We start from the raw sequence: 26,760 nt of genomic DNA, 5'->3' as shown, positions 1-26,760 counted from the left end.
ATCAACATGATTTTACACCTATTGACGCTCAAAAATTCAGCGTTTGAGACATTTACCTCCACAGAAAAGTCAAAAGTTCAGGGCAGCCTTGTGCTGCTCTTAACCGGACTTTTGTATGGAGCACTTCTAATCATGGCCAATTGGTCATACATCATGAGTTTTGAAACTCCTCTGCTTCGGTCGGTTATCGTCCCTGCAATTTTCATAGTTTCAGGACTGATGATGGCATGGATTACCCGAATAGGTCTGACTTTATTGCTTTGGGCAGGAGCACGTGGCTTTGGTGGCGAAGGGATGATGGGAAGGCTCGCGCCGTTCGTATCCATTAGTTTGTTGCCAGGAGTATTAGCTGTTCCCCTTCTGACAGGCTGGCAAGTCAATTGGATCGGGTTCACTTTGGCTCTTTGTGGGGTCCTGTGGATGCTCACTATTCACTGGAAAACACTACAGGCAACCCAGCGTTTTTCACCTAGCAAAGCAGCACTCGCTGCCATCACGGTCTTTGTATTTTTTGCTAGTATCTATTATTTAGTCGTCCCAACAGCGGCTATTACATCATGAAACAGGAGGAATCACTTATGAATTTTGAACATCTACTTGCACCGGAACAGTACAACATCACAAGCGAACTAGAGGCTTACAAAGAGGACACAGATCGCATTGCCATTCGCTGGATGGACGATCAAGGCAACCGCCGCGATGTTTCTTATCAAGAATTGTTTGCTAAGATGAATCAATACGCACAGGCCTTCACAAGCCGAGGTATTGAAAAAGGCGATAAGTTGTTGATCATCCTTCCTCGTATTCCTGAAGCTTACATGACCTACCTAGCAGCTTTGCGCGCTGGTATCGTAGCGATTCCATGTTCTGAGATGCTTCGTAAAAAAGATCTGACGTACCGCATGGAACACTCCGGAGCAAAAGGAATCGTGGCATTCCACAAAACTACTGCGGAAACGAACCTGATCACAGATGATTACCCAGCTCTTGCGAACAAGTTTATCGTGGGCGGAACAGAAGAGGGTTGGGTATCGCTTGAAGAGCTTGCGGCTTCTCAACCTGAAGACTATGCAGGTGAAGATACACATCGTGAAGATATGGCGTTCTTATCTTATACTTCAGGAACAACAGGCAATCCAAAAGGTGTTATGCACGTTCATGCTTGGGGCTATGCTCATGTCCGTACAGCTGCAACTGAGTGGTTAGGCGTTCAACAAGGCGATATCGTTTGGGCTACAGCTGCTCCTGGATGGCAAAAATGGATTTGGAGTCCTTTCTTATCAACTATCACACTTGGCGCTACAGCGTTCGTTTACCACGGAGGATTTGATGCAGAAACGTATCTAACTATCCTTCAAGACGAGAAAATCAATGTGCTTTGCTGTACACCGACAGAGTATCGAATCATCGCAAAAGTAGAGAACTTAAAATCTTATGACCTCAACCAGTTACGCAGCGCCGTTTCAGCCGGTGAGCCATTGAACCGTCAGGTAATCGAGGCTTTCCAAGAAGCGTTCCAGTTAAACGTCCGTGATGGCTACGGTCAAACTGAAAACACATTACTTGTAGGAACTCTTCAAGACATGGAAGTTCGACCAGGTTCTATGGGGAAACCGACTCCTGGAAATCAAGTAGACGTCATCAATGAATTTGGAGAACCCGTAAAGCCAGGCGAAGTTGGAGATATTGCGGTCCATAAAACAGCTCCTGCTCTGTTCCGTGGCTACTACAATGATAAAGACCGTACAGCTGCTGCTTACCGAGGCGACTGGTACCTGACTGGGGACCAAGCTACCAAGGACGAAGATGGGTACTTCTGGTTTGAAGGCCGAAGCGATGATATTATTATCAGCTCAGGTTACACAATTGGACCATTCGAAGTAGAAGACGCGCTTACAAAGCACCCTGCTGTTCGTGAGTGTGCTGTCGTAGCCGCTCCAGACGAGATCCGAGGCAGTGTCGTAAAGGCGTTTATCGTCCTTCGTGATGCGGAGCAACATGAAGACAAAGACGCTTTGATCAAAGAATTGCAAACACATACGAAGGAAATTACAGCACCTTATAAATATCCTCGTATTATTGAATTTATTGATGAACTTCCAAAAACGACATCTGGGAAAATTCGTCGTGTGGAACTTCGCACAACTACAAAGTAAGAGAAAAACCACTTTGGTCTTAATCAGCCAAAGTGGTTTTAAATTTCTGTTCGTGGGCTAGTAGCCATTCTTTGCGCCACAGCCCCCCTGTATATCCGACCATTTTGCCGTTAGCACCGATGATTCGGTGACACGGTAAGACGACAGTGAACGGATTTCTGCCATTCGCTCCTCCGACTGCTCGTACCGCTTTTGGACGATTGATCGATGTGGCAATTTGTAAGTAGGATCCTGTTTCTCCATAAGGAATGGTACGTAGACTTTGCCATACTTCTCGTTGAAACGGTGTGCCCGTTTGTGGTTCCATAGCAAAAGTGAAATCTTTACCCTTTCCTTCGAAATAAGCTTTGATCTCCTTATAAGCAAGCTTTACTTCTTTTGGCAATGATTCTGAGTAAGTGTGTTGTAGCTCGTCTCCGTCTTCAAACATCACTGAATGTACGGCGTCTTCCTGTCCCGTGATGACAAGGCGGCCGATCGGTGTTGCATAATCCACTTGTGCCATGAAGTGCTCTCCCTTCCCATTTCTACTTTTCTTTAGTATACTATGAGCAACTGAAAGACACGAAAGTTTTCTAGGGTTCCGGAAGCTAGCGCTTTGACTGGTCCGAGAGAAAACGCATGGCATGCCATGTACACGGAGGGACAAAAGCCTGGGAGATACTGCGGAAGCAGTGTCTTTCAGGTTTTTATTTTGGAGAGGAGTTCGAATGATGAAAGAATGGAGTCTGTTAGTAGTAGCCGCTGTGTTTGAAGTGATGTGGGTCATCGGGTTGAAACACGCTAGCACATTACCCGAATGGGGTCTCACAGTGGTTGCCATTATCATCAGTTTTGGCTTGTTGATTCGTTCTGGCAAGAACTTACCTGTTGGAACGGCTTATGCTGTATTTGTAGGGTTAGGAACGGTAGGAACCGTAGTGACGGACGCATTCCTTTTTGGACAGCCACTTGGCTTGTTGCAAGTCCTGTTTATCGGTTTATTACTGGTGGGAATTATCGGTTTGAAACAATCGACGAAGGAGGAGAATGGCTAATGGCTTGGATAGCGCTTGTTGTTGCAGGACTTTTAGAAATGACAGGAGTAGCTATGATGGCGCGTCTCCATCAAAAGAAGACAATTGGTTCTGTAGCTCTGTTAGTTGCAAGCTTTGGAGGAAGTTTCTTATTTCTATCAGTAGCTATGGAGACCCTACCAATGGGAATGGCTTACGCTATTTGGACAGGAATCGGTGCCGCCGGCGGAGCTGTTTTGGGGATGGTATACTATAAAGAATCAGCCGCCCCACTCCGCCTCTTCTTTTTGGGACTCATCATCGCCAGTGTGATAGGTTTGAAATTAGTCAGTTGAAAAAACGGTCACTTCTGCAATTGAAGTGACCGTTTTTTATGTAGGTTGCTGACTTCCAGTTAAGAAGGTCATTAATTCTAATGGATTGTGGGCTAAGTCTTGTAAGGTATACTCATCCAAGACAGCTAAATAGGCTTGTAAAGCTCTTCCGAGTGCGTGTTTTAAAGAACACACAGGCGTAATCGGACATCCGTTCTTTTCACGATCAAAGCACTCAACCAAGTGAAAATCGTCTTCCATCTGCCGAACAACTTCCCCAACATTAATGGCTGAAGGCTCTTTTAACAGCCGTACACCTCCGCCTCTTCCTCGCGTACTTTCAATATAACCGACCTTTGATAGATGCTGTGCCACTTTCATTAAATGATGTTTAGAGATGCCATAGGAGTCTGCAATCTCTGGAACTGTAGCTTTCTCACCTGTAGGTCGTATCGCCAAATAAATTAATAGCCGTAATGAAAAGTCTGTATACATCGTCATTCGCATGCCGTTCACCTCTCTTCTCACTATCGCACAGGTGAACAACTTGTGACAACAAATGTGTCTAAAGTTTTAAAGTGGTATTTTATATATTGGTTTAAATTCAGCCGAGGAGTATGCTAAAGCTATCAAGAGAAAAGGAGCTGTTTTTATGTTATCTCAAGAAACACGCACAATCATTAAAGCTACTGCACCTGTACTCGCTCAGCACGGAACAACAATCACTACAGAATTTTATCGTTCTCTATTTGAAGCACACCCAGAACTATTAAATGTCTTCAATCATGCAAATCAAGCAAAAGGACGTCAGCAGACAGCACTAGCCAACACCGTCTATGCAGCCGCAGTACACATCGACAATTTAGAAGCAATCCTGCCTTCTGTCATGCAGATCGCACAGAAGCACGTCAGTCTCGGTATCGTACCAGAGCAATACCCAATCGTTGGAGAATTTCTGTTAAAAGCAATCAAAACGGTATTAGGCGATGCGGCAACACCTGAAATCATCAATGCTTGGGCGGAAGCTTATGGAGTGATAGCTGACGTATTTATCTCTGTTGAAAAAGGAATGTATGACCAAGCTGCCGAACAAACAGGCGGCTGGCGCTTGTTTAAAGAGTTTACTGTTGTTGAAAAAGTTCAAGAAAGTGAACTCATTACTTCATTCTATTTAAAACCAACTGATGGTGCTGCCGTTCCTAGCTATCAACCGGGTCAATATATTTCCGTCCGAGTGAAAATTCCTGGTGAGCAATATCTGATGATCCGTCAATACAGTTTGTCTAAAGCAGCTGACACAGAAACTTTCCGAATTTCTGTGAAACGCGAAACCGATCAAGATCCGAACGGAAAAGTATCTGTCTATTTGCATGAACAACTTGAAGTCGGTGGCTTAGTCGAAGTAACCCCTCCAGCAGGAGAATTTGTATTGGATGAATCTCGTCAAACTCCGGTCGTCTTTTTAGCTGGCGGTGTTGGGATTACACCACTTATGAGTATGACGGAGCGCCTGCTTCAAACGTCAGCCAATCGTCCAATTCATTTTTACCATGCGGCACGAAGTGAAAAAGATGCTGCTTTTGCAGATGCGTTAACCAAATTAGATGCGGAACAAGAACACCTTTCTTACATCTCATTCTTCTCTGAGACAGATGGTCAGTTCATTACTCGTGAAGTGCTAGCAAACGTTCCTCAAAATGCCGATATTTATGTCTGCGGACCAGTCGGCTTCATGGAGAGCATGATTGCCAATCTGATTGACTTAGGCTTCTCACAAGAGCAGATCCATTACGAGTTCTTTGGACCTTCTATGGCATTGAAAGCTTTAGCTACTGTATAATTGTGGGAAGAGGTGAGTGCCATGGAAGTTGTCGGAATCTGCTCTACTTGTGGCAAGACGGTTTATTGTGACGCCGGCTTTGTTCAGGGTGTTCACGAAGACGGGCAGCTGCTTTGCTTTGATTGCTATGAACACCAGAAAACTCCCGCACAGTAACGTTGTGCGGGAGTTTTTGTTATTCTACTAACGAGATAAACTGACGTGTTCGTTCATTAGATGGATTTTCAAAGAACGTTTTGGGGTCCGTATTTTCTATGATGACACCTTCATCTAGCATAATAATACGGTCTGCCACTTCACGAGCAAACTTCATTTCATGCGTCACAACAACCATTGTCATACCTTCTTCTGCTAGCTGCTTCATAACTGCAAGAACCTCTCCAACAAGCTCCGGATCTAAAGCAGAAGTTGGCTCATCAAACAACAGAGCTTTCGGTTCCATAGCAAGTGCTCGTGCAATTGCCACGCGTTGTTTCTGACCACCGGATAGCTTCGAAGGATAAACATCTGCTTTATCGGCAAGTCCTACTTTTTCAAGAAGAGCCTTTCCTTTTGCAATGGCTGTCTCTTTGTTTTCTTTCTTCACGACGATTGGTGCTTCAATCACATTTTCAAGCACCGTTTTATGAGGAAACAGATTGAAATGTTGAAAGACCATTCCAACCTCCGCACGTACTTGCGACAGTTTTTGTTTTTTAGCATCGATTACTTGTCCATCAATCTCAATCGATCCTTGATTAATTCGCTCTAAGAAATTGAAACAACGTAACAACGTACTCTTTCCTGACCCTGAAACCCCTACAAGTACTACCACCTCGGATGGTTGGACCTCTAAATCAATCCCTTTTAGCACCTCTAATTTACCAAATGATTTGTGTAGATTTGTTGCTTTTAACATATTGACTCACCTCCTATTTGTCTACGTTTAAACGTCCTTCATACCAACGCAAGATGGCTGTGAAGATCATAACAAGTACTAAATAATAGAGCCCGACTACTAAATACGTCTCAAACGGTTGATAGGACTGCGCAGCATCTCGGTTTGCAACAGCAAACAATTCGGACACACTGATGATGTAGACGAGTGAGGAATCTTTTAATGTGATGATAAATTGATTGCCTAGCGGTGGAATTGAGCGTTTCAAAGCTTGCGGAAAAATGATTCGTTTCATACTCTGCCCACGTGTCATTCCAAGTGCCATACTGGCTTCACGTTGGCCTTTATCAATACTTTGAATAGCACCTCGGAAAATCTCAGCGATATAAGCACCGTTATGAATCCCTAGTGCAATGGCACCCGCCCAAAATGCATCTAGAATAATCACTGCTGTGATTCCAAAGTAAAGGAACATGATTTGAACAATTAACGGTGTTCCCCGAATGATTGTGATATAGATGTTTGCAATAGTTTGTAAGATTTTTGATTTTGAAATCTTCATCAAAGCGAAAACGAGCCCTAGAAGTGTCCCTAACACCAAAGCAACCGCTGTGACCTGCAAGGTCAGTACGGTTGCTTCAAGGAAACCAGGAGCTGTTCGCTTGATGACTTCAAGCATGGTTTGTAAGAACTCCATCATGTTTCCTCCTAGTTATTCTAAAATTGTAATACCTTCTAGGTCGACATCTAACAAGTCACGACCAAAGTACTTCTCAGAGATTTCAGCATAGGTTCCGTTTTCAATGATGGCATCAAGAGCTTTATCCATCTCTGCTAGTAATTCCTCATCTTCCGGACGGACAGCAAATGCTGGCTGTTCTACCCATAGAGGCTCTCCTACTTCTTGAATAGCCATTCCAGATGAGATAGCTTCAAAACCGACGACATCTGCTGTAATGACAGCATCCAAACGTCCTTCAACGGTTAAATCTTTTAGAGCCACGACGTCCGAATTGTAGTATTTAATATCGTCCGTGTATTCTTGCGCAGCTTCATCATAGGTTGATTGCGCTACAACTCCAATACGCTTTCCTTCTAAATCTTCGGCTCCTTGAATATCGCTTCCTTCAGGAACAAAGATCATACCACCTGAATAATAGTAAGGATCAGAGAAGGCTACTCGCTCTGCTCGTTCTTTCGTAATAGACATAGAGCCGATTACCGCATCAAACTTATTGCCGAGTAACGACTGGATAATTGTTTCCCATGGGGATGTTACGGGATTTGGTTCTAGACCCATCTCTTCTGCGATAGCCGCTCCAATCTCCACATCAAATCCTTGCAGGTCGCCACCTTCTTCAAAGCTGAATGGTTTGTAGAGCCCACTTGAAGCATAAGTCAACTTTCCGTCTTCAAGTAGATTCATACCGCCCTCTTCACCTGAGTTTTCCGATCCTCCAGAGCCACACGCTCCGAGTACCAAGGCTGCTGTTGCTGCGAGTGAAACAAATAGTCCTGTCTTTTTCTTCATCCAATCTCTCCTTTTAGTTGAGTTTTAGTTCGTGTCTGAGTTGGGGTTTGGTGGTAGAAAAATATCTTGACGTTCATACATCTCATTCACGCGTTCAATGTTTTGAACGATCCGGTCATGCTCTTTTACATAAAGGAAACGCATAAGCGTTGCATTCAAAGCATGAACAGCTGTGTACGAATCGATGCTCAAGTTGCTCGGCACCTGTACGAAAAACGTCACGTCTGCAAATTCAGTAGCGGGGCTATGTGTTCCATCAGTAACTACGATCACCGTAGCACCTTGCTCTTTGGCAATCTCGAGTGTCTTGTTGACATTCTTTGTATATCTCGGGAAAGCAAATGCTAAAACGACATCGTCCGTGGTCAGTCCTGAAAGCTGTTGGTAGTATTGGACATCACCTTGCATGAGGAGCTGGGTATTCCCTTGCACCATATCCAGCCAGTGAGCAAAGGAATGGGCGAGGCCATAATCAAAAAAGTTACTCGTTACATAAATACGTCGCGCATGACTTAAAGCATCTACCGCTTGAAGAAGCTGCTCTTCATCTAAGCTTTCTTTCAAGACATGAAGACTTTGTATGTCTGCATCGAGTAAATTTTTCACAATAGAATTCGAGGCACCAGTAGTCGTCTCACCTGTTTCAATGTGAGCTTCCGTCAACACTTGTTGTAGGTGGGTTTGAAATTCTGTGAATCCTTTATACCCTAACTTTTGTGCCCATCTGATCACTGTAGACTCACTTACTTGAGCTTTTTTTCCGATTTCAATAGCGGAAGAGAAAGCCATAGTCATTTGGCTCTCTTTTAAAAGAGTTACAAGACGTTTTTGGCCAGCGGACATAGACCCTGCTGAATTTTCTACTTTTTGCAGTATTTCCTTCATATCGACCCTCCAAATGTGACAAAACACGTAACTTTCTATTTAATCGTAACTTATTGCAGGAAATCCTGCAAGTCAATTCAAGGAAAAACCGTCTATCTTGATTTGATAGACAGCCAATTTTGTTCATTTAGTTTTTAAATGGATTCTTCCACTCCATCAGCATGGCCATGTTGTGGGATTCCTCGTCTTCTAAATAGTTCTTCACAATGCGTACTGGAGTTCTGCCACTTCGTAACATAAAAGAAATGACGGGATCTTTCCACTTCCCCGAAAGAACGTTTTCCATATACTCTTCTGGACTGGCTTCCTTTGCGTAACGATGATATCCTGACATGCGTCCTCCACCAAGCAGTCTGTCCAATCCATCCACAACGACCCGTTCATAAAGGCCTTGTAAGAGGAGGTTTCCTAGCTTTAAGCTCCGAAATTCCGGTCGCACGCAGAGATCCACTACATAAAGTGTATTGCCATCTGGTACGTGAGGGGAAATGTCTCCTCCGCCGGTCACTTCTTCCCACGTGTGGTCTGGATCCTCTTCAGAATAGTTCATACGTAAACCAGTGACAGAACCTGCGAGCTTCCCGTCCACTTCCACGCATAAAGCACCCTCTGGATAAAGGCGGATATGGTTTTCTAATTGCTCTCGTGTCCAAAGAAGTTCATCTGGAAAAGGCGGCGGAAAGCTTTCGCGTTGAATTTGAATCAATTCATCAAAATCTTGTTCTGTATAGGTTCTCACGACCACTTCGCGTGGCTTGCCACCTTCGAAAACATACTGTTGTTTACGATACATCTAAGACCGCCCTTTCCATTTTGAAATCAGTACCTCTGCCACATTCATACCTGAAAGTGTGACCATTGGCGAGCCGCCACCCGGATGGGTACTGCCTCCAACAAAGTACAGGTTGTGCAAATCTTTGCTTTTATTTCTTGGTCGTAAGAACGCATCTTGTTTTCTGTGACTCGAGAGTCCGTACAAAGCCCCGCGGAATGCTCCGAACGTTTCGGCAATTTCTGCAGGCGGTATCACGCGCTCTACTCGAATATGCTTTCGGATAGGCACTCCTTTCTCCTCCAAGCGATTGTAGATGTGCTCTTTATACGCATTTACGTCATAAGGAGCGGAGCCATTTTTAGCAAGTGGTGGAGCATTGACCAAGATAAACAGATTATCTCCATCTGGTGATCGCTCCTTATCCGTCACACTTGAGTTGCACAAATAAATGGTGGGGTCATCCGCAAACTCGCCTCGTTCAAAGAGCGCTTCGAATTCTGCATGGTAATCTTTTGAGAAGTACACCGTATGGTGATTCAAGCCCTTCAAACGTGTAGAGAGGCCGGCTAAAATCACAAAGGCTGAAATCGATGGCTCGATTTTTTCCACATGTTGATTTGTAAACGAGGGCCTGTCCGCTTCATCCACAAGCTCCGGGTAGGCCTTCAACAAATCGGCATTCATCACCACCTCGTCACCACTCCAGATGTGTTTTCCTCGAGAATGAAGTGCTGTGATACGCTTCTGTTCAATAGTTACGTCGTCAATCGGTGTTTGTAAATGAAACCGAACTCCAAGTTCCTTTGCCACTTTATGAAAGGCTCGGGCAATACAGACCGTTCCTCCTTTGACTGTATAAACTCCTTGGACCAACTCTAAGTAAGCAATCATACTAAAAGTAGCCGGTGCTCGGTACGGAGAAGAACCAATGTACGTAGCGTAGCGACCTAGGGCTTGAAGAAGTTGCTCATTTGAAAAATAGCGCCTAAAAAAATGATCCATCGATTCAAGAGGACGTACCTTTGTTAGCGCCATTCCAAGTGAAGGAGACAAATAGTCCGTCCAAGAACGAAACGTCTTCGGAAAGAAGTAGCGTTCCGAAAGCTCATAGAGGCGCGATAATTCTTTTAAAAAAGAGGAATAGTTGCGCGCACCAAGTGGATCCACTTTCTCTAACTGCTCTACCATAAAATCAGAATCTTTACTGAACACGAATGAACTCCCATCAGCAAAGCGATTGGTTGTGTGATGTTTAAGAGGAAGTAGCGTAAAATAATCCGCTGCGGACCGTCCCGTTTGCTCGATAACCTGTTTAAACACATGTGGCATCGTAATGGTATTGGGACCAAAATCAAAACTATACGTCTGCAACTGAACCGGCATCAGTTTCCCGCCTATATGGGCATTCTTTTCAAAAACATCGACTTCAAATCCTGCATTAGCCAAAGTGATAGCTGTAGAAAGACCCCCAAGACCTCCCCCAATTATGGCTATACGTTTCATCCGTAAAACCTACCTTTCCACTCCACCTGATGCCCCTTCAATGAACGTGTCATCGCATAAAGCAGTAAAGCAATGAACGCTAGTGCAGAAAACGGGATGAAGAAAGCCAGATGACGTGGCTCTCTCGTCGTTAGATACACCACAAATGCTTGCAATGAAATAAGTGCATAGGGGATAAGCCATTCCGGTCTATCCCCTATAAATGCAGCACTTGCTAGAAACAGCGGCGAGACGTAAAAAACACCGTAAAAGAAACTGATTCCAAGCGCCAAAGGCACAGATCTTCCTAATCCGTTAAAAATATTTTTGGAGAATCCCGTCCAGACGTCTCGGTCTGAATCGTACATCGTGCAGGACACGAATTCCGTAATATTCAATAGCCACATTTTGTGCCCCTGCTTTTTGATTTGCTTGGAGATGGCTACATCCTCTACGATATTGGACCAAACTGACGCATGACCACCAATCGAGTCATAAGCTCCGCGTTCGAAAAACATGAAGCCTCCATGCGCAGCCGTGGCAGGTGGCCAGTTCGACCATCTCGCAAAAACCATCGGCAAATGAAAGAGCACAATAAAGTGCTGAAGAGGTACCAGGAGTTTGTTCAAAAATGTAGGAAGAAGAAACCTTGAAAATCCTGAAACTAAACCAAGCTTCTTGCGCTGCATCAGAGCAAGTACATCTGAAACTGCTGTCTCTTCAATACGAACATCCGCATCTAAAAATAGCAGATAGTCTCCTGTTGCATGCTGACTTAACTGATGGCAGGCGAACACTTTTCCTATCCATCCGTCCGGTTTCGGTGCTCCTTGTACAACGTTTAGTCTTGAATCACCTAAAGTTGCCACTGCGAGAGCTTCCGTTGTGCCATCAGTTGACTCATCATCTAAGAAAAACACTTCAATAGAGGAATAGCTTTGTCGTTTCAAAGCTTGAACCATCCCTTGGACGTTGTGCGCTTCGTTCCGCATCGGGACTAAAATGGAAACGAGAGGACTTCCGTTCACTTTACTATGTTTTTTAGGGCGAGGAAGTAATAGACTGTGTAGACAAGTGATGATTACAAACAAAAGAAGTATACCGCTAAACAAATAAAGCCACACCACTCGCCACCTCCTTTAAATCCGTTGATACCGTTCCATTCTCTCTTCTACAACGTCTTGCTTTAATTGGTTCAATTGAAGTTCCAATAAGGTCTCAAGCGATTGTAACTTTTCTTTTCGAGATGTACCTACAAGAGCTTGATAGGTCAACGGCTGCCCAGCATGTACTGCAACTTCCGCTTTTTTATGATGTCCAAACCAATAATAGGTTGTAAGAGGTATTATAGGAACGTCCGGAAGTTGTTGCATTAAATGAATCACTCCAGACTCTAATTCTAAAGGGCGCTTTTCTTGAGAAAATTCATCCCCCTGTGGAAAAATCCAGACACTATTTCCTTGATGAAGAAGCTCTTTAGAGTAGTTCAAAGCCTCGATAATGTCTCTCCGTGATGATTTATTGACCGAGTAAGCTCCGATATAACGGAAGTACCAAAACTTCCGAAGACCTGTTTCATGCATCATAATATGCGTGGTTCTGTCGATGACTGTATGACGCAGATGAAAATACAAAAGACCGTCCCACCAAGAAGAATGATTCGCTATGTAGATAGCAGGCTGATTTCGCTCAACAGTGCCTGACCAATAAACCGTTTCAAATTGCTTTCGGATTTGAGGCAATGTAACTCGTCTCATCATCCATTCAAATGCGAGATTACGCCTGGCTTTGATCATGACGACGCCTCCATTCGGCAATGCCGTAAAGAATTCCTGTCAATAGTGTTGTAATACAGATGGCTAACCAGAGTCCTGCGGACGCTGCAGTTACAACAAACATAAAAATCATCATGCCATATAGACGGTATGTACGAAGTTCCCATTTCGGAAAGGTCTTATCCGGTACCACTTCTTTTTGTAAAACCCAGATGAAAGCGTGAAGGATACTTGCCACAACAAACCATCCCATAAAGTTGGTCCATGGGATGTCATAGTAAAGGCCCCCTTCAAACCAGATCCAATATTCATTTGCTTTAAAGGCAACGGGATCAATAATTAAATCCATAACGACCGCTGCGAGACTCCCGATAATGACCATGCCGATGCCAGGCACTTTAGTGATGCGCATAGCAACTGCATGCGTTGTAGCCATAACGAGCAGCCAGGCAAACCCTATGGTGAATGGGATATCAAATAGTTTGGCACCAAAGCGTTCTGTGTAATCGTATTCTCCAAAAAGAATGCCGTAAGCGGAACCTAAGTATTCTATGAACGACGAGAACACATAAATTACAAGAACTGTTAATGTTGCTTTTGCCGGTGAAAACAGGGCGAAGAAATAAAAGATTCCCATGACACCCGCTAATACAAGAAAGACGGTATTTGCCCATTCTAACCAAGTAGGTAAGAGATCGAAACCGACCAAGATGACGCCAACTGCAAACCAGAAGAGAAACAGCTGGTAGGTCCGATCTTTCCACTTTTCCATGTAGACAACTCCTTTGACAGCTAGTAAAAAACACCCAAACGGGTGTTTTATTGAAGCACAGCTAAAATTTCTGCTTTTTGTTCATCGGAAACAAAGTGTTTCGTGTCAAACACGCGGTATTCTTTCTCCCGAATTGTCGTCAAAATATGACGGTAAAAGTGCGAGGCGCTTTTCAATGGAATTTGAGAACGTTTTGGATAGAGGTGAATGGTTCGATTTGCTTGGTCATAATATGCCTCTGCCTGAACAGCAAGTTCTTCCCATGCACGTGTAAAGCCTTCACTGATGACACCTTTTCGCATACACCACTCTGACACTTCAAAATGTGCCAGACGTTCTGTCGGCATATAGATACGACCTCGTTGCAAATCTTCTCCCACATCGCGCAAAATATTCGTTAGTTGCATAGCTAGACCTAAAGCGATGGCATCTTCCTTCAATTCTTGGTGACGCCCAGGAGCGAGAATCGGCAACAACATCAAGCCGACCGTACTTGCCACATGATAGCAATAGACAAGTAGGTCCTCTGTCGTCGAGTAGCGATGAATCGTCAAATCCATCTCTTGTCCTTTTAACTGTTCTTTAAAAGGTTGTGGGTCCATATCGTAGCGCTTGAACACATCCGACAAGGCCACCCACATCGCATCGTTCATATCATAATGTCCATCTAAAAACTGTTGGAACTCTTGTTCAAATTGACGAAGACTCTCGACTGGCGAGTCTCCTTCATCCACAAGATCATCTACTCGTCTACAAAAGGCATAAACTGCCCACACTGCCAAGCGGTCTGCTTTTGGCAGTAAGGAAAAAGCTTTGTAAAAAGTCCGGGAATTTTCAGCAATGACACGTTCACACTCGAGGTAGGCTTGCTTGACGTTCATTCGGTTGTCCCCCTTTTACAGTCAAATCTTGCAATACAGCTTGCGCCGTTAAATAGGCTCCTTGCATGACAATCGGAATCCCTCCGCCTGGATGAGTAGAGGCACCGACCGCATATAGATTGTGAAGCTTACTTGGTTTCGCTTGAGGACGAAAGACTCCTGATTGGCCAAGAACTGGCGCAATTCCAAAGTTGCCGCCTTGGAAGTACCCCTCGCTCTTTGCAGTTTCTGGCGTTCGGACTTCCATCCATTCCGTTCTCTTACGAAGTTCCGGATAGCCGTTCTCTTCTAAACGATCGAGAATTCGTTCTCTCCAGTCGGTCACATCATCCCATGCAATGTCAGTACCCGATGGTACCGGAACCAGAATATAAAGAACACTTTTTCCTTTCGGAGCAAGCGAGACATCCATGACACTTGGGTTAAAGATATAAATAGATGGTTCTGTTGGAAGTTGTTTGGTTTTAAACACCGCATTCATATGTCCTTTAAAGTCGGGTCCCATGATGTAGGAATGCATGAGCCGTTCTTCGTAGACACCGTCAATTCCTAAATACATTAAGTAACAGCTTGATGACGGGGTATAGTTCCGCTTCGGCACTTCTGGTGCCAACTGATGAAGATGTGGCATTTCACCATTAAAAATTACGGCTTCATAAGATACTTCGCCAGAAGCTGTTCGAATTCCTGTCGCTTTGCCATCTTTTGTAACCACTGCTTCAACTTCCTGCTCCAGATGAATAGCAGCTCCTCTTTCTCTCAACGTAGATTCTAGTAACGCTATTAGAGAGGCGTAGCCACCTTGTAGATAATAGACACCGTGTTCATGTTCCGAAAAAGAAACTAAAGAATACATGGCAGGTACTTGATACGGATTGCCTCCAATGTATAGAGACTGGAGTGCATAAGCCTGCTGTAGGCGTTCATCTTGGAAATACCCTTTCATCAACCCACTTACCGATTGGTACGGTTTGAGTTCTAATAACTTTCGGATAGAAGTGAACGTCCAAAAATCTTTTTTCACTGAAAATGACCGGGTGAGGAATGCCGACATCCCAATATCAAAACGCTTTTTTCCTTCTGTTAGAAACTGTTTAAACCCATTCAGATCTTTAGGAAATAGTCGTTCGATCTCACGTTGCTGCTGCAGAGGATCCGCATACTTCGTGTAGACTTCTCCATCAGCAAATTGCATGGAGTAAAGTGGATCACACCGTAATAAGCGAATTCCTTGTGTATCGACACCCGCCTGTTCGAGTAAATCGATGAACATTTCTGGTAGTAGCACAATGGTCGGGCCTTCATCTATTCGGTACTCTCCGTTTTCAACGAAAGCTAACCGGCCACCAAGCTTGTTGCTCTTTTCATAGATCGTGACGTCGTGTCCATGATGCGTTAGGTAAAGAGCCGTCATGAGCCCTCCTACTCCACCGCCGATGATTGCTAAGGTCATGCCGTCCCCTCCCATGCTGGTAACAATCCAACCGGTATCCGGTCTTTCCCTTGTTCCGCTAGAATGCCGTTTGTTACAATTCGAGCTGACTCTAAAATAGTTGGCAAGCCACTACCTGGGTGAGTTCCCCCCCCAACTAGCCAACAGTGATCTAATTCTTCAAATTTGTTATGAGGACGGAATACCATCATCTGTGACAGTTGGTGACCTAAATTGAAAGTGGCTCCTTTATAAACAGAGAAGTCTTGTTGCCAATTTACAGGAGTCAACATTTTCTCCACGACAATATGCTTGGATAAGTCTTCGAATCCAGATTTTTCTTCAATGGTTCGAATGACCAAATCACGGAAGGCTTGCTGCTCTTCTGCCCAGCCAATTTTACTGTCGTTGTTAGGGACAGGAGCTAAGATGTATAGGGCGGATTGTCCCTCCGGCGCCAGCGTTGGATCAGTGACACTCGCGTTTTGGACATAAATAGAAGGATCAGCAGACAGTTTTCGCGTGTGTGTAATTTCTTCTACATTGGTCTTATAGTCTTTAGCAAAGACAATATTGTGATGCGGAAGATCATATTTCTTATCCAGCCCTAAGTACAACATAAACGTGGAACAAGAATATTTTTTCTTTTCTAAATTTTCTGTTGAATATTTTTTTAGTATACCTTCATCCACGAGATTTGTCATGACATGACCGAAGTCCCCATTGACTACCACTTCATCTACGTCCACTTGTTCTCCATTCTCTAGGAGTAACCCTGTAACTTTCTTACCGTCAAGTTTGAATTTTTTCACACCCTGACCTAAGTGAATACGTCCACCGTACTCTTCAACTACTTTTGCCATAGAATGCGAGAGCTGGTTGACACCCCCAATTGGATGATAGATGCCATACGCATGTTCCATGTAAGAAAGGATGGAAAATGCTCCTGGACATTCCCATGGCGACATTCCCAAATATTTAGACTGAAACGTGAAGGCAAGTTTCAATTCTTCATGGTTAAAGTAGCGACTCAATACATCGTAGAGTGTTTTTCCGAGTTCAAGCTCTGGTAAAGCTTTCATGACTGATGGCCGCATGTAGTGAATGAGTTTGTCCATACGAGATTGAAGGATCGGCGTTAATGCAGCAAGCTTCTTGCTACTTTCGTATAGAAACTGATCATACCCTGCGCTGTTTCCCGGGTAAGCCGCTTCAATACGACGCTTCATTTCTTCCCGGTCTCGCGTCATATCCAAAGTGCGTCCCCCATCGAATGTTAATTGATACATCTCAGGAAGCTCCACCAAATCCATATAGTCATGCATATTTCGTCCTGCCGCTTCAAACAACTCATCAACAATATGGATCATACTTAAAAATGTAGGTCCTACATCAAACCGAAATCCTTCCATCTCTATAGCTGCATTGCGTCCGCCGACCGTATTATTCTTCTCATAAACGTCTACTTCAAAGCCTTTAGAGGCCAATAACATGGCTGCTGCAAGTCCACCTGGTCCCGCTCCTACGACTGCGATTCTCTTTTTCATGGATGGCCCTCCTCTTTATACAATACTTGTACAATGATTATACAACCATTTTCGTTTTTTGGCTATTATTTAGTAGAAAATGTTTTTATTTTGTACAACCTTCGCATAATCTTTTTGTAAAAGATTACGCGACAGCAAAGTTATACATACAAAAAGCCACTCTCAAAAGGAGTGGCTCTAGAGGCACATTAATTTTTTGGAAGTTGACACGACATAGGCTCAAATCTCCGTTACTTCCCCACTGTGTAGCGGTTCTTTCATTGGATCTCCAAATAAAATACCCATTAAAAAAACTCCTTATCGATTGAACAAGACTAGCTTGTCTCACAACAGGAGGTTTTATTCATTGAGAAAGTAAACTGTAGACAGAAAAGAAATGACAGACACTTGCTGCTAATACAAAGACATGCCAGACAGCATGGTGGTAAAGAAAACCTCGCCACACATAAAAGATAGCTCCCACTGTATAAAGGACACCGCCAGCAATCAAGAGCCACAATCCTTCTTGCGTCATCGCCGCAGTCAAAGGATTCCAAGCGAATACGATCAACCATCCCATTACAACGTAGAGAAATGTGGATAGTTTGACGAAACGTTTGACAAAGTACAGTTTAAATAGTGTTCCGCCAATAGCGAGCGCCCATACGATGCCAAACAGGACCCAAGCTAAAGCCCCTTCCACTGCCAAAAACAAAAACGGTGTGTAAGTTCCCGCGATGAACCAATAGATTGAAGAATGGTCGAGCCACTCAAACCAATCTTTTGCTTTCCCTTCAGGAAAACTGTGCACGAGTGTCGATGACGTGTACAAAATCAGCATGGAAGTCCCGAACACGGTAAAGCTCACGATATGCCAAGCATCTCCTGTTTGAGCGCCGGCAACGATGAGCACAACAAGCGCCGCTACACTGAGTAATGCTCCCAGTCCGTGAATCAAAGCGTTGAGCAATTCTTCACGTTTTGTAAATGTATGTGTTGTATCCATAATGTCATCTCCTTATGTCTACTTTACACAATCCGATTACTATCCTACTAGTGACCACTGTCATCCTTTTTACTGACAGCTGTCTGATGACTAGCAATCTGTTCTTCAATCACTTGATGCAGCTCTTTAAACAAAAACCCTTGTTCATGAGCGAACGCCGTTGTCTGGGCAAGGGATTGACCTAAGTCATATGGACTGCGGTTTGTCATTGGATCTTCCGAAAGACTGTACTCCCGACCAAGTGCGTCTGCAATCTTTCGGTAGAGCTCTTCATGCGAGATACTCCCGTCTGATCCTGCATTGATTGGGCCTTCAAAGTCACTTGCCGCCACTTCCACTAAAAAGTGAGCCGCTTCAGCAGAATCAACAAATCCAAAGCGCGCTTGGGGATTGCTCACTCCAATTGAGTGACCTTCTTCAATCGACCGCACGTGAAACGCGAAACGTTCTGTATAGTCGTCTACCCCAACGATATAAGGAAAGCGAACTGTGACCACAGGACAAGGGGCCTGTTGATAAAGTACCGCCTCTGAAGCTCGCTTGGCTTCTTGATACCCTTCAAGTCCCGCGTATTCTTGACGTGGTTTGTAATGGATGTCAAAGTGACGTGGATTAAAATCTTGTTCCGTTAACTTTTCTCCAAAATCGTAGACTGCGACAGAAGAAATAAAAACATATTTCCCTACTCCGTTTCCTAAAGCCTCGAGCACTTCTCTCACTTCAACAGGCGAATAGCATGTGTGATCAAATACCACATCAAACTCTTTACCTTGCAGCGCATGTAAGACGGACTTCTCATCGGTCCGGTCTAGACGGACTCGAGTGACTTGGTCTCCGAAATCATCTTGCTTTTGCCCTCTAGTTGCAATCGTAACTTGGACTCCCCGATCTAGAAGAAGCTGTACAACACGCTTTCCAACAAACTGCGTACCTCCAAGCATCAATGCTGTTTTCATATGCATCCTCATTTCTACAATTCGATTTGTTGTTTGGTATAGGCAAGCTCTATAGGTCCTGAATAAGTGGACTCTGCTTCCGTCACTAAAACCGCTCGGTCACCGTACTGAGGTAAGTGAGTTAAAACCAGTCGCCCCACTCCTGCCTCGGATGCAAGCTTCCCGGCTTCTTTTCCAGTCAGATGCCCCTGAATCTTACCGCATATTGGGGATATACGTTGCATTCACTGACTAAGAGGTCGGCTCCCTTCGCAAATGGCACGAGCGCGTCTGTCCAACCGGTATCTGCTGTGAAGACGACGGTTTTCCCACCTGCCTCAATACGAAAAGCAAGACAGTAGACAGGATGCACTGTAGGACATGTCGAAACTTTGAATGGCCCAATGGTATAGGTAGCATGTGCATCTAGTTCCATCCCTACCGTGACACCTTTATAACTCAATTTCCCAAACTCGACGGAATCTTGTGTATGCGCATAAATCGGTATCGGCTTCTCTAACTGCCCAAGTTGTTTGAAAATCATCGCCGCATGCTGCAAGACACCGACATCTGCAATGTGATCCGGGTGGTAATGACTGATTACTACCGCATCCAACTCGTGAACTTCACCTAGCGTTAAATAAGTAGATAGTACAGCACTCCCACAGTCTACTAATAAACGACTTCCTTCATATTCTACTAAAAAAGCAGATGTGGCTTCTCCTCGGTTGGGGTAGCCTCCCCAAAAACCTAATGTCGTGACTTTCATCCTGCTCTCTCCTTCCTTACCCTAGCTCTCTCTAGTTTACCCATTATCCGAATTCTTTGCATTTTTAGTCTGCCTACAAAATGATATAATCAGGAAATGACAAGTACCTTTAAGGGGGCAATGAAATGGACGCTCTTCAGATAATGGACCACCTAGACCGCGTGCGCCCTGCGCTGCAGCCAATCGTCAGTGCCATCACCCATCAAGTGGCTGGCTTTGAAGTATTAGGGAGATACGAAGAGGACGGCAACTGGCAGTCACTCAAAGATTTCTTTTTAGACACCGAGATTCCGGTTGAATTTAAAAACGAAGTTGATGCGCACCTGTTATCACAGGCAGTAGACCATCTACTGGCAACCGAGAATCCAGGATTTCTCTCTGTTAACAGGTCGGCCAGTCAATTAATTGAAGGAGACGACGAGGCCTTCCTACGCTTTTTAACCGAACAAGAGAAAAAAGGATTCGCACTGAACCGTTTCATTCTCGAGGTGACAGAGCATGATATTGAAGAAGAGTTTGAAAGCCTGAACCATTTGCTGCGTTATTATAAGACGTACGGTATTCGACTCGCTATCGATCATATCGGTGGTGCCAGTTCCAACATTGACAGAATTCGCGCGCTGCGGCCAGACATCCTCAAAATCGATGCGTCATTGACTCGCTCAACGAATTTGGAAAACTTTCAAGATATCCTTCATACCTTATCCGTGCTAGCTAGAAGAATCGGTGCTGTTTTAGCATATGAAATGATTGAAGATGCCAACCAGCTCTATTTTGCTTGGAAAAACAATGGACATTACTACCAAGGGTTTTATCTTGCCAAACCGAGCTGCCAGCTAGAACTAGGTGTCACACTTGATGTGACATTGTCCAGCCAGATTCAGACCTTTGTGAGTCGCGAAAAAGAATTAATCCTTCAGCGGATTCAGTTTACTGAACAATGCCACCACCGCCTAAAAAAATTATCCAAATGGCGTGACGAAGGTCATGCAGACGACTTAGCAGAAGAAGCGAAAACCATTTTTGATGGTCACGCATTCCGTCTATATATATGCGATGCAAGTGGCCGTCAAGTATCTGCCAACTTACGAAAAAAGCAAGGCTCCTGGATGCGAGAAGAGCAGGTCCGCGGCTCGAACTGGGCATTCCGTCCATATTTCCTGGAGAACATGATGCGGATGCAGCGGACGCAGCACGGACGCTTATCCGATCTTTACGCCGATATTGAAACGCGCGAGTTCGTCCGCACGTTTAGTTACCCACTTAGTAACGACTATTTTTTATTCATTGATTTCAGTTACGACTTTATAACTGAAAATGACTTTTTGTTTATGAATTAGAGGAGGATTGGATGCTTACACGATTTCACCCGACAACTCAGCTTACAGTAGGACTCACTTTACGTGACGAAACACGACCAGAATCAAACAATATTGCTCTTCATAGTTGTGTCTCCCCTGATGCAGTTCTAGAAAACCGACATCAGTTAGCAACAGAACTTGGCGTTCCGCTCTCTCAATTTGTTCTAGCGAATCAAACGCATAGTGCTAATTTTTACGAAGTAACAAAAGAGGATTGGGGACGAGGGACCACATCACTTGAGACCGCCATTCCAGACACGGATGCGTTGTTTAGTTATGAACCCGAAACTGTACTGGGAGTGTTCACAGCAGACTGCGTCCCCCTACTTCTCTGGAGTGATCAGAGTGGATTGATTGCCGCCGTCCATTCCGGTTGGCAAGGAACGGTTAAAGAGATTGTACCGAAACTCCTGACTCATTTGATAGAAGAGAAGCGTGAAGACCCGAACCATCTGTATGCTTACATCGGACATTGTCTCAGCCAAGATCGATTTGAAGTGGACGCAGACGTTGCTCAGAAGTATGAAGCACTGGGATATGCGGATGGTTTGATTACGTACCGGAAAGAGACAGGGAAATATCATATCGATAACGGGGCAACTGTAAAAGAACAGTGTTTGCGTGCAGGTATTTTAGAAGCTCATATAGAGCATTCTAATGTCTGTACGTTTACCAGTGAACAAGGGTTTTCGTATCGTCAACACAAACAGGCAGGACGCCATCTGGGTTTCATTTTCCGCACTTAAAAAACCGCATTCGTGGCATCACGAATGCGGTTTTTTCAGTTCCAACTTGGGGCTTCTTGTTCTTCGATTGCCTGCTCGAGTGTCGCATCCCAGCTTCCGATCACCGGATTCCACACTCGAACGTAGTGTTGCTGCTCTTTGGAATCGTACACAAGGAACTCATGGCAGGTTACCCACTGAACTTCCCCTTCATCCGAACTCGATAATGCATCCACCGTTTCCACAAAATCACCCACATGTTCTGTCTCTTCAGCCATCTTTTCTCGAATTCCTTCAATGAGTTGGTCTTCGTTTAAGTCGATGTGTTGCTCAAGCTTAGTATACCTGTAAACGTCCATCGGTTGTTCTAAGACTTCTAGTTCAAACTCTGTCGTTAAGAATTGGCTATGAGCAGGACTGTAGAGCAATTGATCGAACCGCTCTGATTGCAGTTCTTCATAGACCCCTGCTTGGAGCTGACGCGTTCCCTGTATCGTTAAACTATAGCCGCTTTTCTCTAGTTGAACCAGTCCGTTCTGCTGCATCTTCGTCAACAGGTCTTCGATGAACAACTCTTCCACATGTAAGATATCTGCAATGGCTACTGCTCTTCGGACAGGCAGTGTCTCGATGACGTGAAGCATCATTCGCATCAAAATATCGAGACGGAATCTACGCACGGGCATATACCCTACTTCAAAGGACCAGAGCGGCAACTCCCAAGAAGCCTCTTTCACAATCGTAAGGACCGGATTACGAAGTAATTGGCTCTTCAATTTCGCTTGTTGTTCTGCCATCTCCGATCACCTCCTCTGGTGTTCTACGTGTCTCCAACTTGTCTACCAGTTGGACGACATGACCATACATGGTGCGTGTTGCTTCTCGTTTCACTCGTTTTGTGAACATCTCCTGACTCCCGATCAAGACCAACAACTCTTTGGCTCGTGACAAGGCGACATTCAAACGGCGGTAATCATTCGCAAAGCCGATATCCCCTCTGCCTTCTGTCTGATTCCGAACCATACTGAGAACAATGACTTCCATCTCCATACCTTGGAACCGGTCAACTGTACCTGTTCGCATATGAAGATGCGGCAGACGCAATTCTTGTTGAATCAAACGATCCAATTGCTTTACCTGCTCCCCATAGAAACTGATAACTCCGACCGTTTTTTGAGCATCTTGTGGGAATGTCCCTTGCTCCTTGCTGCGTTCTACAGCAGCATTCAAATCGATCAAGGCTTTTTTGGTCACTTCAAGCTCTGCAGGATTCCATAGACTGCTTCCGCCTTTTGCTCGCTCCTCTAAGAAACCTTGTTGATTCGGCAAGTCGACCCAGACTACATGATCCTGTTTGCGAAGCCAAGAAGTCTCTAAACCATGCGCTCTCTGACTGTCTGAGTCTTCAAGACCACAAGACAAGGCATCTTGCTCGTATTGGTAGAACGGCGCAATCGTCTCCATGATAGTCTCATGCATACGGTATTGAATCGCAAGCATCGTTTTATGGGTAGCCGGTAGATGTTTATAAAGTCGTTCAAATAAAGACTCTTTTAACAACTTCTCTAACTCTTGTTTACCTGTGAACTCCGTTTGTTCTTCGACAAGTTGGGCAAGCGTCTCTTCAAGAGTGTCATCACCTAATAAAGGTGGCAATTGGTGATGGTCTCCCACTAAGATGACCTTTTTCCCTTTTAACATAGGAAGTAACAATTCGGGAGGCGTCGCTTTTGAGACTTCATCGATTATGACCACATCAAACGACGGATAGTTTTCTACAAAGTCTTTACGCGCCGACGCCACACAAGTTGTCCCAATGACGTTTGCATATTTCACATTCAGCTTTCGGATCTCATCAACGTCTTCTGCAGTCGCTTGTTCCAGAAGCTGTTGCCACTGCGTCTGGAGTTCTTGATGAACAGGGGCTTCTTTGTCTTCTTTTTCATACTTGTCGAGCTCAAACTTAAGAGATAACCATTCTTTTTGCACAGCTTCTAGCTGCTCCTCCGGCCTTTCAGTAACGAGAGGCTCCAACAAACGAATCTCTTGCTCAAGACGTGTCCGTTCCTCATCGTAACTTGCGGACTCGGTCAAGAATGTTGCGAGTTGCTGTTGTGCTGCATCCATTTCTTTCTCTGTCTCTGACAATGAATCACAAGCCGTTTGATACGTAGACTCAAAAGATTCTATTTCCACTCGCAAGCGTTCGAGCGTGACAAGTTCTCGTTCCAATGTAAACTTGGTGGTTGCGTCCACTTTTTCAAGTTGTGATTGCAGAGCTTCTCCGTCCACCTCATTCCAACGAGAGGCCTGCTCTGCAAGAAGTTCTGAAAGATGTTCTTTTCTTTCTTCTAACACACGCACTTGTTTTCGTTCTTGCTGGTTCTGTAAGAGCGCTTGCTCTTGCAGTTCATTGCGTAGTAACTCTAGTTCAGACTCGCCTCGGACAACCAGCTCTTCGTAATACGCATCAATAGCCGCTAGATAGCGCATGCGACTATAAAGTCCTTGAACGTATTCAGCAAGTTCACGGTTTGAAGGCAATTGCTTTATGCGAATCCAGTGACGACCTTGCTCAAGATAGCGTTCCAGTTCCGGGTGTGTATACGTAGGTTCTGCTACAGGGCGGACTGGTCGCTTCTTCTCTTCCAATAGACCAATGAAGTATTCTAATGCTTTATCATAGCGAGCGTACAACTCTTTTGCAGGGTGATAGGTCTTCACCAGGCCCCTGATGCCTTCGATTCCTTTTACTTTGAACAACACACGGGCTGTCGCAAAGGTAGGCTCTCGTTCTAACATCTCATGAATTGCCGCAACAGATCGCAGCTGACGAATTGCTTCAATTTCAGAATCCATCACTTGAAGCTTGCTCTCAAGGCCTGCTAGTTCTTGCTCGATCTCTTCAAGCTGTTGTTTAGTGTTCTCTCGTTCTTGAAGAAGCGCTTTAATTTCCAGCAGCTGGTCCACAGTTTGAATGCGCTCTGTTTTCTCCGTAATGTTCGATTGAATGACATGAAGTTCTGGATAGCTTTTCTGTTTCGCTTCTAATTGCGTTTTCGCTTCTTGAGCTTCTACAACTCGTTGAGAAGTTATGTTTACTTGTTCTTGGAATCGTGTCCGCTGTTCTTCAATCTGCTCCATATTCGTAAGGAGTTCCGCAAGTTCGGTGTGAAGCACCTTTTGCTCCGCCACTGCCCGTTCTTTTTTCTGGACGGCTTGTTGACACTCTTCTAGTCGATCTTCAGTTTGTTGAAACAACGGGCGAAGTCTCGCAAGTTCCGATGTGATGTGTTCTAGACGAGGAGCACGTTCAGAGACCGCATCCGTCACCGTCTTCAATGTGACATCTCGCCAGTACTGTCCAATATTTTCTTCTATGAATCGCTGTCCTTCTTCTTCAATACTTTCCGTCCGTCCCACGCGCAGAATCCGAATATCCTTATTCGCAAGTAAACGACTTAGTGCATTGTCTACTGCCAAATTGGACTGAGAGGCAACCAGTGTACGAAGCCCCGCCTTAGCATTTTGAAGACAGATTTCTGAAATGACCGTTGTCTTCCCGGTGCCTGGTGGTCCTTGAATCACATAAAGATCTTCTGCAGCGATAGCACCTTCGACAGCTCGTCGTTGAAACGGATTTAGCGGATGCGAGAAGGTCAGCTTTGGAATGGTCCGAAGCGGTGCAACTGGAGGTGTCTCTTCAAACAAAATTTGTTCGAGTAACGGATTTTCAGCTTGTCCTCTCTCTAGTTGCTGGAACCCTGACCGCAGTCTCCGAATCTGACTTAGAGAAGCAAAGTTCGACACGACAGCTTCATTTCCAAGGCGGTCGAGTGGTGTGCGGCGAATGACATCTTCCATATAAGGGAGCACTTCAATCTCTAGCACTCGGTCTCGAGGACTTGCCTTACTGACTTTCCCCACTTCTCTTCCAAGACTGAGAAGCTTGATGTCCATTTGACGCATCTTTTTCCACTCTTCGGGCTTCAACTCTACTTGATACAGCGTCAACTTACGAAAATCTTTTTGCACCGCTACATCCTGATAGCGGAATTTGATATCCGGAATATCTAGCTGCTGTTCTTGAATAGCTAGATATCCTTCCCAACCCGCAATGCGTTTTCGTACGTAATCCGTTCGTTCGTTAGCAAACGGGAGATCTTGTAGCCATTCACGAAGAGCAGGAGGCATGGGATTCTTCACACGTGCGTCAGGCGCAAAGGCCAGTTGGACATTTCGTCTCCAATTGGTCGGCTGCCCTATCTTCTTAGGAACCATCATAAAGTGAACAGCTGTCAGCACGTGGTCTTCCTCGAGCAGAGTGAGAACCGGCATCTTGCCGGCTTTATCTGGCTGCGAAAAGTGCGTAAAATAGAGCAGCACCTTGGTCGCGGTCTGCTCTGGTTCTTTGTTTTTTTCAATTTGAACGGTAAATGTCGGCTGTTGTGTTAGAAACCCCGTCTCTGTCCAACCAAAGCGTTTAAAGGCCTCTTGGACGGCTTTCGTCAAACGAACAGGACATGTAAATAAACGTTCCGTTGTCATCGTATCCCTCATTCAGTTCTGCTTCTTCCATAGTACAACGAATGTCATTTATAAGAAACCGTCAGAAGTCCTTTCTTTAGGAATTCATTTCCCGGGAAATCGTTTTGTATCGATTCTTGAGAGTGCTATACTATCTTTACGAAACTTATAGAAC

At 44.7% G+C, this 26,760-nt stretch carries 27 protein-coding genes and 1 riboswitch; of the genes, 7 read left to right on the top strand and 20 right to left on the bottom strand.

Annotated features, from left to right (window positions below):
- Nucleotides 1–6: 6 nt before the first annotated feature.
- Nucleotides 7–561, top strand: a complete 555-nt coding sequence (locus CQS04_RS10495) for a YIP1 family protein (protein ID WP_100354100.1) — start codon at nucleotides 7–9, stop codon at nucleotides 559–561.
- Between the two features lie 17 nt (nucleotides 562–578).
- Nucleotides 579–2,156: an acyl-CoA synthetase MbcS gene (gene mbcS, locus CQS04_RS10490; RefSeq protein ID WP_100354099.1), complete on the top strand. Its 1,578-nt coding sequence runs from the start codon at nucleotides 579–581 to the stop codon at nucleotides 2,154–2,156.
- A gap of 19 nt (nucleotides 2,157–2,175) precedes the next feature.
- Here mbcS and CQS04_RS10485 read toward each other — a convergent pair whose 3' ends face one another.
- Nucleotides 2,176–2,661, bottom strand: coding sequence for a methylated-DNA--[protein]-cysteine S-methyltransferase (locus CQS04_RS10485; RefSeq protein WP_100354098.1), 486 nt, complete (start codon nucleotides 2,659–2,661; stop codon nucleotides 2,176–2,178).
- Between the two features lie 59 nt (nucleotides 2,662–2,720).
- Nucleotides 2,721–2,818, top strand: a riboswitch (guanidine-I (ykkC/yxkD leader).
- Between the two features lie 48 nt (nucleotides 2,819–2,866).
- Between CQS04_RS10485 and CQS04_RS10480 the strand changes: the two genes are divergently transcribed.
- Both CQS04_RS10480 and CQS04_RS10475 read left to right on the top strand, forming a co-directional pair.
- Entirely contained in the window at nucleotides 2,867–3,193 is a 327-nt protein-coding gene (locus CQS04_RS10480; RefSeq protein ID WP_100354097.1) for a DMT family transporter, read from the top strand.
- Nucleotides 3,193–3,507, top strand: a complete 315-nt coding sequence (locus CQS04_RS10475) for a DMT family transporter (protein WP_100354096.1) — start codon at nucleotides 3,193–3,195, stop codon at nucleotides 3,505–3,507. Before CQS04_RS10480 ends, CQS04_RS10475 begins: the two co-directional genes overlap by 1 nt.
- A gap of 36 nt (nucleotides 3,508–3,543) precedes the next feature.
- Here CQS04_RS10475 and CQS04_RS10470 read toward each other — a convergent pair whose 3' ends face one another.
- Entirely contained in the window at nucleotides 3,544–3,993 is a 450-nt protein-coding gene (locus tag CQS04_RS10470; RefSeq protein ID WP_100354095.1) for an RrF2 family transcriptional regulator, read from the bottom strand.
- Nucleotides 3,994–4,138: 145 nt separating this feature from the next.
- Here CQS04_RS10470 and hmpA point away from each other — a divergent pair, with 145 nt between their 5' ends.
- Complete coding sequence (hmpA, locus tag CQS04_RS10465) at nucleotides 4,139–5,326, top strand: NO-inducible flavohemoprotein (RefSeq protein WP_100354094.1); 1,188 nt, start codon at nucleotides 4,139–4,141, stop codon at nucleotides 5,324–5,326.
- Nucleotides 5,327–5,501: 175 nt separating this feature from the next.
- On the opposite strand, the gene CQS04_RS10460 is transcribed toward hmpA, so the two are convergent.
- The 16 genes from CQS04_RS10460 to CQS04_RS10390 form a co-directional block, all read right to left on the bottom strand.
- Complete coding sequence (locus tag CQS04_RS10460; RefSeq protein WP_100354093.1) at nucleotides 5,502–6,224, bottom strand: amino acid ABC transporter ATP-binding protein; 723 nt, start codon at nucleotides 6,222–6,224, stop codon at nucleotides 5,502–5,504.
- A 13-nt stretch (nucleotides 6,225–6,237) separates the two neighbouring features.
- Nucleotides 6,238–6,900, bottom strand: a complete 663-nt coding sequence (locus tag CQS04_RS10455; RefSeq protein WP_425430242.1) for an amino acid ABC transporter permease — start codon at nucleotides 6,898–6,900, stop codon at nucleotides 6,238–6,240.
- 15 nt (nucleotides 6,901–6,915) lie between these two features.
- Entirely contained in the window at nucleotides 6,916–7,734 is an 819-nt protein-coding gene (locus CQS04_RS10450; protein ID WP_100354091.1) for a transporter substrate-binding domain-containing protein, read from the bottom strand.
- A gap of 24 nt (nucleotides 7,735–7,758) precedes the next feature.
- Nucleotides 7,759–8,619 carry a MurR/RpiR family transcriptional regulator gene (locus CQS04_RS10445; RefSeq protein WP_100354090.1) on the bottom strand — a complete coding sequence of 287 codons (861 nt, stop codon included), beginning with the start codon at nucleotides 8,617–8,619 and terminating at the stop codon, nucleotides 7,759–7,761.
- A gap of 127 nt (nucleotides 8,620–8,746) precedes the next feature.
- The gene (locus tag CQS04_RS10440; RefSeq protein WP_100354089.1) at nucleotides 8,747–9,412 is read right to left on the bottom strand and encodes a GNAT family N-acetyltransferase; all 666 of its coding nucleotides are present in this window, start codon (nucleotides 9,410–9,412) and stop codon (nucleotides 8,747–8,749) included.
- Nucleotides 9,413–10,897 carry a phytoene desaturase family protein gene (locus CQS04_RS10435; protein WP_100354088.1) on the bottom strand — a complete coding sequence of 495 codons (1,485 nt, stop codon included), beginning with the start codon at nucleotides 10,895–10,897 and terminating at the stop codon, nucleotides 9,413–9,415.
- Nucleotides 10,894–11,904: a glycosyltransferase family 2 protein gene (locus tag CQS04_RS10430; protein ID WP_281257850.1), complete on the bottom strand. Its 1,011-nt coding sequence runs from the start codon at nucleotides 11,902–11,904 to the stop codon at nucleotides 10,894–10,896. The genes CQS04_RS10435 and CQS04_RS10430 overlap by 4 nt, the downstream gene beginning before the upstream one ends.
- A gap of 111 nt (nucleotides 11,905–12,015) precedes the next feature.
- Entirely contained in the window at nucleotides 12,016–12,672 is a 657-nt protein-coding gene (locus CQS04_RS10425; RefSeq protein WP_100354086.1) for a lysophospholipid acyltransferase family protein, read from the bottom strand.
- Nucleotides 12,653–13,423: a carotenoid biosynthesis protein gene (locus tag CQS04_RS10420; protein WP_100354085.1), complete on the bottom strand. Its 771-nt coding sequence runs from the start codon at nucleotides 13,421–13,423 to the stop codon at nucleotides 12,653–12,655. The genes CQS04_RS10425 and CQS04_RS10420 overlap by 20 nt, the downstream gene beginning before the upstream one ends.
- Nucleotides 13,424–13,470: 47 nt before the next feature.
- Nucleotides 13,471–14,304, bottom strand: a complete 834-nt coding sequence (locus tag CQS04_RS10415; RefSeq protein WP_100354084.1) for a phytoene/squalene synthase family protein — start codon at nucleotides 14,302–14,304, stop codon at nucleotides 13,471–13,473.
- Complete coding sequence (locus CQS04_RS10410; protein WP_100354083.1) at nucleotides 14,273–15,757, bottom strand: phytoene desaturase family protein; 1,485 nt, start codon at nucleotides 15,755–15,757, stop codon at nucleotides 14,273–14,275. Before CQS04_RS10410 ends, CQS04_RS10415 begins: the two co-directional genes overlap by 32 nt.
- Nucleotides 15,754–17,283, bottom strand: a complete 1,530-nt coding sequence (locus tag CQS04_RS10405; RefSeq protein ID WP_100354082.1) for a phytoene desaturase family protein — start codon at nucleotides 17,281–17,283, stop codon at nucleotides 15,754–15,756. The genes CQS04_RS10410 and CQS04_RS10405 overlap by 4 nt, the downstream gene beginning before the upstream one ends.
- A 343-nt stretch (nucleotides 17,284–17,626) precedes the next feature.
- Complete coding sequence (trhA, locus tag CQS04_RS10400) at nucleotides 17,627–18,268, bottom strand: PAQR family membrane homeostasis protein TrhA (RefSeq protein WP_100354081.1); 642 nt, start codon at nucleotides 18,266–18,268, stop codon at nucleotides 17,627–17,629.
- Between the two features lie 47 nt (nucleotides 18,269–18,315).
- Nucleotides 18,316–19,224 carry an NAD-dependent epimerase/dehydratase family protein gene (locus CQS04_RS10395; RefSeq protein ID WP_165775519.1) on the bottom strand — a complete coding sequence of 303 codons (909 nt, stop codon included), beginning with the start codon at nucleotides 19,222–19,224 and terminating at the stop codon, nucleotides 18,316–18,318.
- A gap of 14 nt (nucleotides 19,225–19,238) precedes the next feature.
- Nucleotides 19,239–19,448: an MBL fold metallo-hydrolase gene (locus CQS04_RS14030; RefSeq protein WP_342745771.1), complete on the bottom strand. Its 210-nt coding sequence runs from the start codon at nucleotides 19,446–19,448 to the stop codon at nucleotides 19,239–19,241.
- Entirely contained in the window at nucleotides 19,403–19,972 is a 570-nt protein-coding gene (locus CQS04_RS10390; protein WP_342745770.1) for an MBL fold metallo-hydrolase, read from the bottom strand. Before CQS04_RS10390 ends, CQS04_RS14030 begins: the two co-directional genes overlap by 46 nt.
- A gap of 125 nt (nucleotides 19,973–20,097) precedes the next feature.
- On the opposite strand from CQS04_RS10390, the gene CQS04_RS10385 reads away from it, so the two are divergent.
- A complete protein-coding gene (locus CQS04_RS10385; RefSeq protein WP_100354079.1) occupies nucleotides 20,098–21,312 on the top strand; it encodes an EAL domain-containing protein in 1,215 nt (404 codons plus the stop codon).
- An 11-nt stretch (nucleotides 21,313–21,323) separates the two neighbouring features.
- Complete coding sequence (gene pgeF, locus CQS04_RS10380; RefSeq protein WP_100354078.1) at nucleotides 21,324–22,079, top strand: peptidoglycan editing factor PgeF; 756 nt, start codon at nucleotides 21,324–21,326, stop codon at nucleotides 22,077–22,079.
- Between the two features lie 35 nt (nucleotides 22,080–22,114).
- Here the strand turns inward: pgeF and CQS04_RS10375 are convergent, their stop codons facing one another.
- A complete protein-coding gene (locus CQS04_RS10375; protein WP_100354077.1) occupies nucleotides 22,115–22,855 on the bottom strand; it encodes a hypothetical protein in 741 nt (246 codons plus the stop codon).
- Entirely contained in the window at nucleotides 22,812–26,606 is a 3,795-nt protein-coding gene (locus tag CQS04_RS10370) for a DEAD/DEAH box helicase (RefSeq protein ID WP_165775518.1), read from the bottom strand. The genes CQS04_RS10375 and CQS04_RS10370 overlap by 44 nt, the downstream gene beginning before the upstream one ends.
- Between the last annotated feature and the right edge of the window lie 154 nt (nucleotides 26,607–26,760).

Source organism: Chryseomicrobium excrementi, from assembly GCF_002798305.1.
Classification (GTDB): domain Bacteria; phylum Bacillota; class Bacilli; order Bacillales_A; family Planococcaceae; genus Chryseomicrobium; species Chryseomicrobium excrementi.
Note: the sequence above shows the minus strand (reverse complement) of the source record. Positions and strands in the feature narration are given on the sequence as shown.

Excerpts from the sequence above, each read along its gene's own strand:
- CQS04_RS10435 (WP_100354088.1), bottom strand. The coding sequence starts at position 10,897 with ATGAAACGTATAGCCATAATTGGGGGAGGTCTTGGGGGTCTTTCTACA.
- hmpA (WP_100354094.1), top strand. The coding sequence starts at position 4,139 with ATGTTATCTCAAGAAACACGCACAATCATTAAAGCTACTGCACCTGTA.
- CQS04_RS10405 (WP_100354082.1), bottom strand. The coding sequence starts at position 17,283 with ATGAAAAAGAGAATCGCAGTCGTAGGAGCGGGACCAGGTGGACTTGCA.
- CQS04_RS10410 (WP_100354083.1), bottom strand. The coding sequence starts at position 15,757 with ATGACCTTAGCAATCATCGGCGGTGGAGTAGGAGGGCTCATGACGGCT.
- CQS04_RS10415 (WP_100354084.1), bottom strand. The coding sequence starts at position 14,304 with ATGAACGTCAAGCAAGCCTACCTCGAGTGTGAACGTGTCATTGCTGAA.
- CQS04_RS10480 (WP_100354097.1), top strand. The coding sequence starts at position 2,867 with ATGATGAAAGAATGGAGTCTGTTAGTAGTAGCCGCTGTGTTTGAAGTG.
- CQS04_RS10450 (WP_100354091.1), bottom strand. The coding sequence starts at position 7,734 with ATGAAGAAAAAGACAGGACTATTTGTTTCACTCGCAGCAACAGCAGCC.
- CQS04_RS10460 (WP_100354093.1), bottom strand. The coding sequence starts at position 6,224 with ATGTTAAAAGCAACAAATCTACACAAATCATTTGGTAAATTAGAGGTG.
- CQS04_RS10425 (WP_100354086.1), bottom strand. The coding sequence starts at position 12,672 with ATGATCAAAGCCAGGCGTAATCTCGCATTTGAATGGATGATGAGACGA.
- CQS04_RS10390 (WP_342745770.1), bottom strand. The coding sequence starts at position 19,972 with ATGAAAGTCACGACATTAGGTTTTTGGGGAGGCTACCCCAACCGAGGA.
- CQS04_RS10375 (WP_100354077.1), bottom strand. The coding sequence starts at position 22,855 with ATGGCAGAACAACAAGCGAAATTGAAGAGCCAATTACTTCGTAATCCG.
- CQS04_RS10440 (WP_100354089.1), bottom strand. The coding sequence starts at position 9,412 with ATGTATCGTAAACAACAGTATGTTTTCGAAGGTGGCAAGCCACGCGAA.
- CQS04_RS10395 (WP_165775519.1), bottom strand. The coding sequence starts at position 19,224 with ATGAAAACAGCATTGATGCTTGGAGGTACGCAGTTTGTTGGAAAGCGT.
- CQS04_RS10420 (WP_100354085.1), bottom strand. The coding sequence starts at position 13,423 with ATGGAAAAGTGGAAAGATCGGACCTACCAGCTGTTTCTCTTCTGGTTT.
- mbcS (WP_100354099.1), top strand. The coding sequence starts at position 579 with ATGAATTTTGAACATCTACTTGCACCGGAACAGTACAACATCACAAGC.
- pgeF (WP_100354078.1), top strand. The coding sequence starts at position 21,324 with ATGCTTACACGATTTCACCCGACAACTCAGCTTACAGTAGGACTCACT.
- CQS04_RS10370 (WP_165775518.1), bottom strand. The coding sequence starts at position 26,606 with ATGACAACGGAACGTTTATTTACATGTCCTGTTCGTTTGACGAAAGCC.
- CQS04_RS14030 (WP_342745771.1), bottom strand. The coding sequence starts at position 19,448 with ATGCAACGTATATCCCCAATATGCGGTAAGATTCAGGGGCATCTGACT.
- CQS04_RS10495 (WP_100354100.1), top strand. The coding sequence starts at position 7 with ATGATTTTACACCTATTGACGCTCAAAAATTCAGCGTTTGAGACATTT.
- CQS04_RS10470 (WP_100354095.1), bottom strand. The coding sequence starts at position 3,993 with ATGCGAATGACGATGTATACAGACTTTTCATTACGGCTATTAATTTAT.
- CQS04_RS10445 (WP_100354090.1), bottom strand. The coding sequence starts at position 8,619 with ATGAAGGAAATACTGCAAAAAGTAGAAAATTCAGCAGGGTCTATGTCC.
- CQS04_RS10455 (WP_425430242.1), bottom strand. The coding sequence starts at position 6,900 with ATGGAGTTCTTACAAACCATGCTTGAAGTCATCAAGCGAACAGCTCCT.
- trhA (WP_100354081.1), bottom strand. The coding sequence starts at position 18,268 with ATGGATACAACACATACATTTACAAAACGTGAAGAATTGCTCAACGCT.
- CQS04_RS10485 (WP_100354098.1), bottom strand. The coding sequence starts at position 2,661 with ATGGCACAAGTGGATTATGCAACACCGATCGGCCGCCTTGTCATCACG.
- CQS04_RS10385 (WP_100354079.1), top strand. The coding sequence starts at position 20,098 with ATGGACGCTCTTCAGATAATGGACCACCTAGACCGCGTGCGCCCTGCG.
- CQS04_RS10475 (WP_100354096.1), top strand. The coding sequence starts at position 3,193 with ATGGCTTGGATAGCGCTTGTTGTTGCAGGACTTTTAGAAATGACAGGA.